The following is a 12,500-nucleotide window of genomic DNA, read 5'->3' as shown; positions in this document are numbered from 1 at the left end:
CACCTTAGGCGGCTGGCTCCAAAAGGTTACCCCACCGACTTCGGGTGTTACAAACTCTCGTGGTGTGACGGGCGGTGTGTACAAGGCCCGGGAACGTATTCACCGCGGCATGCTGATCCGCGATTACTAGCGATTCCGGCTTCATGCAGGCGAGTTGCAGCCTGCAATCCGAACTGAGAATGGTTTTATGGGATTGGCTAAACCTCGCGGTCTTGCAGCCCTTTGTACCATCCATTGTAGCACGTGTGTAGCCCAGGTCATAAGGGGCATGATGATTTGACGTCATCCCCACCTTCCTCCGGTTTGTCACCGGCAGTCACCTTAGAGTGCCCAACTGAATGCTGGCAACTAAGATCAAGGGTTGCGCTCGTTGCGGGACTTAACCCAACATCTCACGACACGAGCTGACGACAACCATGCACCACCTGTCACTCTGTCCCCCGAAGGGGAACGTCCTATCTCTAGGAGTGTCAGAGGATGTCAAGACCTGGTAAGGTTCTTCGCGTTGCTTCGAATTAAACCACATGCTCCACCGCTTGTGCGGGCCCCCGTCAATTCCTTTGAGTTTCAGCCTTGCGGCCGTACTCCCCAGGCGGAGTGCTTAATGCGTTTGCTGCAGCACTAAAGGGCGGAAACCCTCTAACACTTAGCACTCATCGTTTACGGCGTGGACTACCAGGGTATCTAATCCTGTTCGCTCCCCACGCTTTCGCGCCTCAGCGTCAGTTACAGACCAGAGAGTCGCCTTCGCCACTGGTGTTCCTCCACATCTCTACGCATTTCACCGCTACACGTGGAATTCCACTCTCCTCTTCTGCACTCAAGTCCCCCAGTTTCCAATGACCCTCCACGGTTGAGCCGTGGGCTTTCACATCAGACTTAAAGGACCGCCTGCGCGCGCTTTACGCCCAATAATTCCGGACAACGCTTGCCACCTACGTATTACCGCGGCTGCTGGCACGTAGTTAGCCGTGGCTTTCTGGTTAGGTACCGTCAAGGTACCGGCAGTTACTCCGGTACTTGTTCTTCCCTAACAACAGAGTTTTACGATCCGAAAACCTTCATCACTCACGCGGCGTTGCTCCGTCAGACTTTCGTCCATTGCGGAAGATTCCCTACTGCTGCCTCCCGTAGGAGTCTGGGCCGTGTCTCAGTCCCAGTGTGGCCGATCACCCTCTCAGGTCGGCTACGCATCGTTGCCTTGGTGAGCCGTTACCTCACCAACTAGCTAATGCGCCGCGGGCCCATCTGTAAGTGATAGCCGAAACCATCTTTCAGCTTAAGAACATGAGTCCAAAAGCATTATCCGGTATTAGCTCCGGTTTCCCGAAGTTATCCCAGTCTTACAGGCAGGTTGCCCACGTGTTACTCACCCGTCCGCCGCTGACTTCAGGGAGCAAGCTCCCATCTGTCCGCTCGACTTGCATGTATTAGGCACGCCGCCAGCGTTCGTCCTGAGCCAGGATCAAACTCTCCAAGAAAGAGTTGATTAGCTCTTGTGTACATAATGTACATTGTTGATTCCGAAGAATCTTTTTTTTAAACGTTGACGTTTTATTGTTCGTTCAGTTTTCAAAGAGCAATTTTATTAACTCCGCCGCTCAGAAGCGACTTTATTAATATATCATGTATGCATTTCAATGTCAACAAGTTTTTTAAATTCGTTTTTTTAATGCGTCTTTCTTGCTGACTTGAATTATTATATCAGCATAAAACCTATATAGCAAGGGGTTTTTTATATTTTTTTTATAAAACATTGTTGTGATTATTCTAACCAGCAAAACCTCTAAGTTAAGCCTTTTGGGGCTGATCTTCCCTATTATATTTAATCTTTTTAAGTTTGTTCCATAACTGCTGTAAAAGATAAGGGAAAGACCTAGAGGGTTAGTCTAAGAACGGCAGCATCAGAGAAATTAATAGATAGTCAGTCGAATGATTTTATTGGTGAGCTATAAACGCAAATCCCAATTGGTGCTATTTCCGTAAAAAAAACCGCCTATGGCGGTTTATGATAAAACTTCCTCTATATATATCTGACGATGACGCTCCAAGTGAATAATTTCTCCTGAATCATCCAGCTTAACGAGTGGTCTTGTTGGAGACTTTTCCTCATTAAACAGCACATGAGCTACTTGTCCATCTGATAGCTTAACTTTACTGCCAACTGAAAAATTCATCATTCCTGCTGAAACTGCTTGAATAGCCGAAATATCATATTTTCCAAAGCTATCCTCGAGAAGTAACTCTAATACTTTAAAAGGAGATTGTTTTCTCCTATATTGCCGTTGCGAGGTCATAGCATGAAATACATCTGCAACTGCAATAATTCTGGCAACTTCATTCACTTTCTGATCACGGTCCCCAAGCGGATAGCCGCTGCCATCCAAACGTTCATGATGCTGAATGATTCCAGTCTTGGTTAAATCACTTAAAGAGGAGATATTTTGTATCATCTTATAGCTATAAATCGAATGCCTTTTAATCTCATCAAACTCCTCAGCTGTGAGAGATCCCTTTTTATTTAAAATGGAGGGCTTAATCTTCGCCATTCCGCAATCTGACAAACAGCCACCTAAAGCCAATTGAATGATTTTTCCTTTTTCCATGTTTAGTTTCTTGCCTATATATGCACTAATTGTTCCAACAGCTACTGCATGCTGATAAATATAATGTTCCTCTGTAGACAAATGGTACAGTGAAAAAACATCTGCTGATGTCGCTTCATCCAACTTTTCTATAAGTGGCAGCATAATATTCCTAATTGCTTGAATTTCTACCGGCATACCGGATTGCCAGCTCTTAAATTCCTTCTCATATTGCTGAGCTGCATGAAGAAAAAGAGTAAACAAGTTCTTATTCTCATCATCTGTATGTTCTAACGCTGCAAGCTCATCTCTTATATTTAATGGGGGAGTGAATGGCAGCCCATTTACGAGGGTACTGGCTACATTTACCTCTTTAATGAGGAAAGCCTCTAATACATTCATAATTTCCCTTGTAACGACTGAATTTTTACTTATGATTGGCCGATTAGATAGACTAAACACATCTTCGGTTAAGATACAGCCTTCTTGGAGATCTTCAATCTTAATTTGCACCACTATACACCTCGGTAATTAGTTATAACAATAGTTTACTTTATTTCCATAAAAAAGAGGAACACATTTTTGTGTTCCTCTCAACATTTAGATTACTCTTCACCATCATCCGTGACATCATCGGTAGGATCTTCAGCAGAATCTACATTAGGATCTTCAATATAATCATCACTATTTTCTAATGGTTTTGTCAGTTCATCTTCGGATTTTTCTTCGTCCTTTTCAACTTTAGCTACTGTTGATACAGACTCATCTACATTTTCATCAAGACGGATCAATCTAACACCTTGAGTGTTACGGCCCATAGTCGAAATATCACCTACAGCCATCCGGATGAGAACTCCGCCAGTTGTAATAAGCATAAGATCTTCTTCACCGGTAACTGCCTTCATCGATACGAGGCTTCCGTTTTTCTCCGTAATATTGCATGTCTTAATTCCTTTACCGCCACGGCCCTGAACACGGTAATCCTCGGCCGGTGTGCGTTTTCCGTAACCCTTTTTCGTAACAATTAGAATTTCTGTATCTTCTTCCAGGACTTCCATTCCAACAACGGTGTCATCTTTGCCAAGTGTAATCCCTTTTACCCCCGTCGCAGTTCTGCCCATTGAGCGGACATCCTCTTCAGGGAAGCGAATCAGCATTCCATTGCTTGTACCAATGATGATTTCTTTTGTGCCATCCGTAAGTTTAACAGAAATAAGCTCATCATCTTCACGCAAATTCAATGCAATTAATCCATTATTTCGGATATGGGCAAAAGAAGACAACGGTGATCTTTTTGAAATTCCCTGTTTAGTCGTAAAGAATAAGAACCAATCGTCTACAAAATCCTCCACTGGAATAATGGCATTAATCCATTCATCCTTTTCAATGCCTAGGAGATTGATAATCGGAATTCCTTTAGCTGTACGGTTATATTCAGGAATCTCATATCCTTTTGAACGATATACTTTTCCTTTGTTTGTGAAGAATAGAATCGTATCATGTGTAGAGGTTGTAATGAGATGTTCAACAAAGTCATCTTCATTTGTACCCATTCCCTGAATTCCTCTGCCTCCGCGTTTTTGTGCGCGATAAGTAGAAACAGGAAGACGCTTAATATAGCCTTTATGTGTTAACGTTAAGACAATATTTTCCCGAGGGATTAAGTCTTCATCCTCAATCATTTCAAGTCCGCCTGATACAATTTCAGTACGGCGTGTATCATTAAAGCGATCTTTAATCTCAAGCAATTCTTCACGGATGATTTCAAGAACCTTTTCTTCATCAGCTAATATTGCTTTTAATTCAGCGATCAAAGCAAGCAGGTTAGCGTATTCTTCTTCGATTTTCTCACGCTCTAAACCTGTTAAACGCTGCAGTCGCATATCTAAGATAGCTTGAGCTTGCTTTTCTGAAAGATTGAATTCTCTCATTAAGCCTTCGCGGGCAATATCTGTCGTTTGTGAGCTGCGAATTAAGCTAATAACTGCATCCAGATTATCAAGAGCAATTCTTAAACCTTCTAAAATATGTGCTCTTGCCTCTGCTTTTCGCAATTCGAATTCTGTTCTGCGGCGAATGACGACTTGCTGATGATCCAAATAATACTGAAGACACTGCTTAAGGTTCAGCACCTTCGGCTGGCCATCAACAAGTGCAAGCAAGTTGATCCCGAAGCTTGTCTGCAGAGCTGTTTGCTTATACAAATTATTCAACAGGACATTTGCATTGGCATCTCTTCTTACTTCAATCACAATCCGCATGCCGTTACGGTCAGATTCATCTCGTAAATCAGTAATTCCATCAATCTTTTTATCTCGAACAAGTTCAGCAATTTTTTCGATAAGTTTTGCTTTATTTACTTGATAAGGAATTTCATTAACAATAATTACTTCTTTGCCGTTTGATTTCTCTTCGATTTCTACCTTTGCACGAAGTGTGATGGATCCGCGGCCAGTTTCATATGCTTTACGGATTCCGCTTCTTCCTAAAATGAGACCGGCAGTTGGAAAATCCGGACCTGGGATAATTTCCATTAACTCAGGCAGTGAAATCTCAGGATCCTTACTGATCGCTAAAACGCCATCAATCACTTCTCCAAGCTGATGAGGCGGAATATTTGTTGCCATCCCTACGGCAATTCCTGATGTACCATTTACTAATAGATTAGGAAAACGGGCAGGAAGCACAACCGGTTCTTTTTCCTCACCATCATAGTTGTCCTGATAATCAATCGTATCTTTATTGATATCGCGCAATAGCTCCATTGAAATCTTGGACATGCGAGCCTCAGTATAACGCATCGCTGCAGCGGAATCGCCATCAACTGAACCAAAGTTGCCATGTCCATCAACAAGCATATAGCGGTAGTTAAAGTCCTGCGCCATCCGCACCATTGTCTCATAAACAGCTGAGTCACCATGCGGGTGATATTTACCGATTACATCCCCGACAATACGGGCGGATTTTTTATAAGGCTTGTCCGAATGCATTCCGAGGTCATGCATAGCATATAATATTCTTCGATGAACAGGTTTAAGCCCGTCTCGGACATCTGGCAATGCACGCGAAACGATAACACTCATCGCGTAACCAAGGAATGATTCACGCATTTCCTCGCTAATATTTCTTTCTTTAATTTGGGACCTTGGCGTTTCAGCCATTTAAAGAACCTCCCTTTACTAAGGACCTATGACCCTTAATTGTTTTATATGCCAGCTATGTAAAAGCAGGATAGAATTTCTCTATCCCGTTTTTATATATCTAAGTTTTTAACGTATTGCGCGTTTTCTTCAATGAAGTTACGGCGCGGTTCTACTTTATCACCCATTAGAATTTCAAACGTTTCGTCCGCCTCAATAGCATCCTCAAGACTTACTTGAAGCAATGTGCGTGTCTCAGGATTCATCGTTGTTTCCCATAACTGATCAGGATTCATCTCTCCAAGACCTTTATAACGCTGTACATTTGGCTTTGGTGCGCTTGGCAAACTGCTCATGACCGCATCAAGCTGGGCATCATTGTAGGCATATTCAATTTTCTTGCCTTGCTGTATTTTATAAAGCGGTGGCTGTGCGATATAAATATAGCCAGCTTCGAGAATTTGTCTCATATAGCGGTAAAAGAATGTTAACAGCAGTGTGCGGATATGAGCTCCATCCACGTCGGCATCTGTCATAATAACGATCTTATGATATCTTGCCTTGGCAATATCAAAATCTTCGCCAATGCCTGTTCCGGCAGCAGTGATCATAGCACGAACTTCATTATTAGATAAAATACGGTCTAATCTTGCCTTTTCAACATTTAAAATCTTTCCGCGCAGAGGAAGGATCGCCTGGAAGTGACGGTCACGGCCTTGCTTTGCTGAACCGCCGGCAGAGTCACCCTCAACGATATACAATTCTGAAATAGCGGCATCCTTAGAAGAGCAATCCGCTAATTTCCCCGGCAGACTGGATACTTCAAGAGCACTTTTTCTTCTTGTAAGCTCTCTCGCTTTTTTAGCAGCTAAACGGGCTCGGGCAGCCATTAGCCCTTTTTCAACAATTTTACGGGCAACAGATGGGTTTTCCATTAAAAATTTCTCTAGCGTTTCAGAGAAGATGGTATCTGTCGCAGCACGCGCCTCAGAATTCCCCAATTTTGTTTTGGTTTGTCCTTCAAATTGCGGATCGGGATGTTTAATGGATACAATCGCTGTAAGTCCTTCACGGACATCTTCACCAGACAGATTGGCATCATTATCTTTAAACACACCATTTTTACGCGCATAGTCATTAATGACCCTAGTCAGCGCTGTTTTAAAGCCAGATTCATGCGTTCCGCCCTCATATGTGTGAATATTGTTGGCAAACGAATAAATATTGCTTGTATAGCTATCGTTATACTGCATGGAAACTTCAACAGCAATGCCTTCACGTTCACCTTCAATATAAATCGGTTCTTCATGCAATACCTCTTTTGAACGGTTTAAATGCTCAACATATGATTTAATTCCGCCCTCATAAAGGTATTCACTCTTTTTATTTTCAACACGCTTATCTTCAATCGTGATTTTTAATCCTCTATTCAAGAAAGCAAGCTCTCGAATTCTGTTTGCAAGTGTTTCATAATCGTACTCTAATGTTTCCTGGAAGATCTCGCTATCAGGCTGAAAATGAATAACAGTACCGGTGTGATCTGTTTCACCGATGATCTTTAAATCTTCAGCAGGAACACCACGGTGGAATTTTTGGTAGTGAATTTTGCCGTCACGGTGAACATGCACTTCAAGCATCGTTGATAAGGCATTTACTACAGAGGCACCTACACCATGCAATCCGCCTGATACTTTGTATCCTCCGCCGCCAAATTTACCCCCAGCGTGAAGAACGGTTAAAATAACCTCCACAGCCGGACGTCCCATTTTTTCATGTATACCAACAGGAATACCCCGTCCATTATCAATAACAGTTATACTATTATCACTTTCGATGATTACGTTTATCTCTGAACAAAAGCCGGCTAATGCTTCGTCAATACTATTATCAACTATTTCCCAGACTAAATGGTGAAGACCCTTCGCACTGGTCGAGCCGATATACATTCCTGGTCGTTTTCTTACAGCCTCTAAACCTTCGAGAACTTGTATCTGATTCTCATCATATGATTGCTGCTGCATGGCCTCTTGCTCCATTGACACATCGATCACCTACACTTTCCATCACTTACTTCATTTTTTAAAATCTATATATTAAGAATGACAAATGCCAATCGAATTAAAATTCCGCTACAGTCATTTTTCCTGACCGCCTTTTTAACGTACTGGATGACAGCGGAGAAAAGTATACTTTTTCGGTTGTAATCACAACCGATTTAAAACCGCTTTTCGAAAGATTAACGGCTTCGCTCTCATAACGGCGCAAAAACTCTTCTGCGTACGGAGAAGAGCTCGAGCTTTCTTTATCAATTATGGCTACAATATCCTTGGCACGAACTAACACATCTTCACCAACATGAATGTACAAACTATCACCTCATTGAATGATTTTTATCGTCCCTGCTTCCACATTAAAAGCTGCAGCTTCCTTCAATGTCTGATGATCGATCCCATCTACACTTGTTGTAGTAACGAAGGTTTGTACCTTCCCCTGTATGGTGTTTAATAAATGTGACTGCCGATAGTCATCCAGCTCTGATAAAACATCATCAAGCAGGAGGATCGGATATTCCCCAATTTCAGCATGTATAAGTTCAATTTCAGCGAGTTTGACAGATAAAGCGGTTGTCCGCTGCTGTCCTTGTGATCCGAATGTTTGAACATCACGATCATTTACAAAAAAAAGCAGGTCATCACGGTGGGGACCAAACATGGTCATGCCACGATCTATTTCTCGCTTTTTAACTTGGAAGAATTTTTCTTCGTATACCTCTATCATTTTCGACAAGTCTTGCTGTTCTGATACGTCTGCTGATGGTTTGTACTTTATTTGCAGTGTTTCAAGTCCTCTCGAAATGCCTTCATGAATAGGAATTGCCCATTTTTCCAGAAGGTGGAGGAATTCATACCGTTTTTTGATGATCTTTACAGCTGCAGCAATGAACTGCTCTGTTAAGATTTCTAGCATCGTTTCATCTGTCTGCTTCCGGGTCTGCAGTAATTTCAGATAATGATTCCGCTGCTGCAGCACCTTTTGATATTGGCTCACTGCATGCAAATAGACTGGTGACACTTGTCCAATTTCCATGTCAATAAAACGACGCCTTACTTGAGGGCTCCCTTTTACTAAATGGAGATCTTCTGGCGCGAACATAACTACATTCATATTTCCGACATATTGGCTCAATTTCTGCTGTTCCAAATGGTTGCATTTAGCTTTTTTTCCTTTTTTGGAAATCACCAGCTGCATGGGAAGCGGACCGCTGCTTTTCTGAATCCTACCTTCTATTTTAGCATATTCTTGATCCCAGCGAATAAGATCTTTGTCATTTGAGGTTCGGTGTGATTTTGCCATGGCTAAAACATAAATCGACTCCATCACATTGGTTTTCCCCTGTGCATTTTCCCCTAAAATGACATTTACTTTATTTTCAAAACTTAATTCCAATTGCTCATAATTCCGATAGTTTTTTAATTGCAGCTGCTCTATATACATAGGCTACATCCTTAATTAATCCGTTACAACAAACGAACCATGACCAGGTATCTCAATGGCATCTCCGGCTCTAAGCTTTCTGCCGCGGCGCTGATCCTGTTCTCCGTTTATATAAACTTCGTATTCACTTAGAAACCATTTGGCCATCCCGCCTGTTTGAATGACGTCTGCTGCTTTTAAAAACTGGCCAAGTGTAATATACTCTGTATCAATTTTTATTTCCGTCATACTTTCACTCTTTCTTATGAACTGACTTGAATGGATGATCTGCCCAATATATAAACAAGGATCATATTATGCATCTAATATTTTATTGTACTAAATAATTGCTCGATACACAAAAAAAGTTAAACAAATAATCCATTCTTCATAGCTGGAAAAGAATTTCCCCCGCTTTTGTATTCGAAAAGCATGTTTTACACTCCCGCATATCTCTTCTGAAAGAAAAAATAAAACTGCCGGAATGATACCGGCAGTCCAATCTGCTTAAGGCTCTTTATTTTAATATGTTCTTACAGGAAGGATCAGCTGTAGGATTGAATCATCATTTAACGGTTTTATAATAAACGGCCTCATTGCTCCAGTGAAACTAATATTAATATCCGTACCCTCTAATGTTTTTAAAGCATCCATCATGAATTTAGCACTAAAAGATATCTTTAGATCCTCTCCTTCAATAGATGAACTCTGCACTTCTTCTACTACGTTTCCGATCTCAGGCGTATTGGAGGAAATCTCCACAACATTATTTTCAATGATTGAAAATTTAACAACGTTGTTTCTTCCCTCTCTAGCCAGAAGGGAGGCACGATCAATAGCCTGTAAAAACTCCTTCGTTTGAACGACTACTTCTGTTTTGCTGTCAGTTGGAATCAGTCTTGAAGTATCAGGGTAGTTTCCTTCAAGCAATCTAGAGAAGAATAGTAGGTTCTCTGCTTTAAATAATACCTGATTTTCTGTAATGACGATTTCCACCGGTTCATTTTGGTCATCAAGAATTTTACTCAATTCATTTAAACTTTTACCAGGAATCACCACATTATAAGAATCATCCGCAATGGTTTCGATTCTTGCTTTTCTTAAAGCGAGCCTGTGACTATCTGTTGCAATACAGATTAATTCCCCATCTTCAACCTTCCAGTTTACACCTGTCAAGATAGGGCGTGTTTCTGAGGTGGACACTGCAAAGACTGTTTGTCTGATCATTGCTTTTAAAAGGTCTGTCGGTATTTTAAATATATTTTCTTCCTCAATTTGTGGAAGATGAGGATATTCTTCTGCATCAAGCCCATTTAAGTTAAATTCGGAATTACCGGAACGAATGACTGTCTGCAAATGATTTTCAACGCGGATCTCTACTAAATCTGTCGGTAATTTCTTAACAATCTCACTGAAGAACTTTGCTTGAAGAACAATAGCTCCAGGCTGAATAATTTCAACGACTTCCTGATCATTCTCCTGAGCTGGAATAAATGATTCAATGGAAATATCAGAATCACTGCCTGTTAATGCTACTCCTTCTTCATTTGCTACAAGTTTAATTCCCGTCAAAATGGGGATCGTCGTTCTGCTTGGGACAGCTTTCATTACATCTTGCACACTTTGAACAAGACGATCACGCTGGATGATAAATTTCATTTGAGATTCCCTCCGTTTTTAAGCATATTTAGCAAGCTAATGCATATATATATTTATTTAAAAGATTTTTTAGAAGTACTAGTAGGGCCTGTTAGTATGTGGATAACTGCATTTTTGAAAGGAAATACAGCCTATCCACATGTGGACAGACTGTGAGTAATGAAAGCAGAGTTATGCACAATTATTGTACTCTTTCTGGCTTAAAAGAAAGGAAGCAGTCCAGGAAGAGAATCTAATCTGTTCTCAGAATAAACAGCAAGCATTGAAAAAATGGCTGCTTTGGCTGAGAGCCAATTTATACTTTTAGCATGTCATTAATTTCTTTAAGCTGCTTCTGAAATTGAGCATCTGTCTGCAGCATTTTAGAAATTTTTTCATGAGCATGGATTACGGTCGTATGATCGCGGCCTCCAAATTCTTCACCAATTTTAGGCAGAGAAAAATCAGTCAGCTCTCTAGAAAGATACATGGCAATCTGGCGTGGAAATGCCACTGACTTTGTCCGTTTTTTCGCAGCAAAGTCTTCTAATTTCACATTAAAATATTCTCCAACAATTCGCTGGATTTCATGTATAGTTATAACTTTTGGCTTTGAGCTTGGAATAATATCCTTTAATGCTTCTGCCGCTAAGTCTGCATTAATGTCTTTATTAATAAGTGATGAATAAGCAACAACACGTATAAGTGCACCCTCAAGTTCACGAATATTGGAGTCAATCTGATTGGCGATATAAAGCATGACTTCGTTAGGAATATCGAGCCCTTCTGCTTTAGCCTTTTTGCGTAAAATAGCAATTCTTGTTTCAAGATCAGGAGGTGTAATATCCGTTATAAGACCCCATTCAAATCTTGAACGCAGCCTGTCCTCCAGTGTTGGAATCTCCTTAGGAGGCCGGTCACTTGAGATGACAATTTGTTTACTTTCTTCATGTAAGGTATTAAAAGTATGGAAAAATTCCTCTTGAGTCGATTCTTTTCCAGCAAGAAACTGAATATCATCTATAAGCAAAACATCTACTTTTCGATATTTATTGCGAAAATCGATGGCTTTATTATCACGAATTGAATTAATAAACTCATTTGTGAATTTTTCAGAAGATAGATACACGACTTTTGCCTTCGGGTTATGATCGAGTACATAATGGCCAATGGCATGCATTAAGTGGGTTTTACCTAACCCAACGCCCCCGTAAATAAATAAAGGATTATATGCTTTAGCAGGAGCTTCTGCCACAGCAAGAGATGCTGCATGCGCAAAACGATTTCCTGACCCAATAACAAATGTATCAAATGTATTTTTGGTATTTAACATATTAAAAAGTGGTTCTGGCTGTTCGTCTTCGGTCATTCTTTTTTTGGCCGGTACTGGCAGATCATCCTCTTCTTCATTCTGATTTTGAGGGATGATAAACTTAACTCCCAGCTCCTCACCAGTCAAATCATATAAAATACCGGATATTAACTGGGAATAGCGCTCTTCCAGCCAATCACGGGCAAATTCATTAGGAGCTTTTATAACGAGCGTGTCTCCTTGAAGAGAATGTGCTTTCGTAGACTTTAGCCATGTATCAAAGCTTGGCTTGCTGATTTTCTTTTCAATATTAGACAACGCTTGATTCCAAAGATCCTCAATATTCTCCAA

8 protein-coding genes and 1 rRNA gene (1 of these 9 running past the window's edge) are annotated in these 12,500 nt (G+C 41.0%); all 9 read right to left on the bottom strand.

The genetic code is table 11. From position 1 onward, the window contains the following. Nucleotides 1-1,481 (bottom strand): 16S ribosomal RNA (locus J1899_RS00045) (it extends 69 nt beyond the left edge of the window). Nucleotides 1,482-2,006: 525 nt separating this feature from the next. After that, nucleotides 2,007-3,098 (bottom strand): HD-GYP domain-containing protein, encoded by a 1,092-nt coding sequence (locus J1899_RS00040; protein ID WP_246586545.1) that lies wholly within the window; start codon nt 3,096-3,098, stop codon nt 2,007-2,009. A 92-nt stretch (nt 3,099-3,190) separates the two neighbouring features. Then, a complete protein-coding gene (gyrA, locus tag J1899_RS00035) occupies nt 3,191-5,746 on the bottom strand; it encodes a DNA gyrase subunit A (RefSeq protein WP_066441844.1) in 2,556 nt (851 codons plus the stop codon). A gap of 92 nt (nt 5,747-5,838) precedes the next feature. Continuing rightward, nucleotides 5,839-7,761 carry a DNA topoisomerase (ATP-hydrolyzing) subunit B gene (gene gyrB / locus J1899_RS00030; RefSeq protein ID WP_066441846.1) on the bottom strand — a complete coding sequence of 641 codons (1,923 nt, stop codon included), beginning with the start codon at nt 7,759-7,761 and terminating at the stop codon, nt 5,839-5,841. Nucleotides 7,762-7,843: 82 nt separating this feature from the next. Further along, nucleotides 7,844-8,092, bottom strand: coding sequence for an extracellular matrix regulator RemB (remB, locus tag J1899_RS00025; RefSeq protein ID WP_066441848.1), 249 nt, complete (start codon nt 8,090-8,092; stop codon nt 7,844-7,846). A gap of 9 nt (nt 8,093-8,101) precedes the next feature. After that, nucleotides 8,102-9,220 (bottom strand): DNA replication/repair protein RecF, encoded by a 1,119-nt coding sequence (recF, locus tag J1899_RS00020; RefSeq protein ID WP_214476821.1) that lies wholly within the window; start codon nt 9,218-9,220, stop codon nt 8,102-8,104. A 15-nt stretch (nt 9,221-9,235) separates the two neighbouring features. Further along, nucleotides 9,236-9,448, bottom strand: a complete 213-nt coding sequence (gene yaaA / locus J1899_RS00015; protein ID WP_066441853.1) for a S4 domain-containing protein YaaA — start codon at nt 9,446-9,448, stop codon at nt 9,236-9,238. Between the two features lie 273 nt (nt 9,449-9,721). Next, on the bottom strand, nt 9,722-10,858 hold the full coding sequence (gene dnaN / locus J1899_RS00010; RefSeq protein WP_066441857.1) for a DNA polymerase III subunit beta: 1,137 nt from the start codon (nt 10,856-10,858) through the stop codon (nt 9,722-9,724). A 295-nt stretch (nt 10,859-11,153) separates the two neighbouring features. Next, nucleotides 11,154-12,500, bottom strand: a complete 1,347-nt coding sequence (dnaA, locus tag J1899_RS00005) for a chromosomal replication initiator protein DnaA (RefSeq protein ID WP_214476819.1) — start codon at nt 12,498-12,500, stop codon at nt 11,154-11,156.

It is taken from the genome of Cytobacillus gottheilii, from assembly GCF_018582665.1.
In the GTDB taxonomy this organism is placed as follows: domain Bacteria; phylum Bacillota; class Bacilli; order Bacillales; family Cytobacillaceae; genus Cytobacillus; species Cytobacillus gottheilii.
Note: the sequence above shows the minus strand (reverse complement) of the source record. Positions and strands in the feature narration are given on the sequence as shown.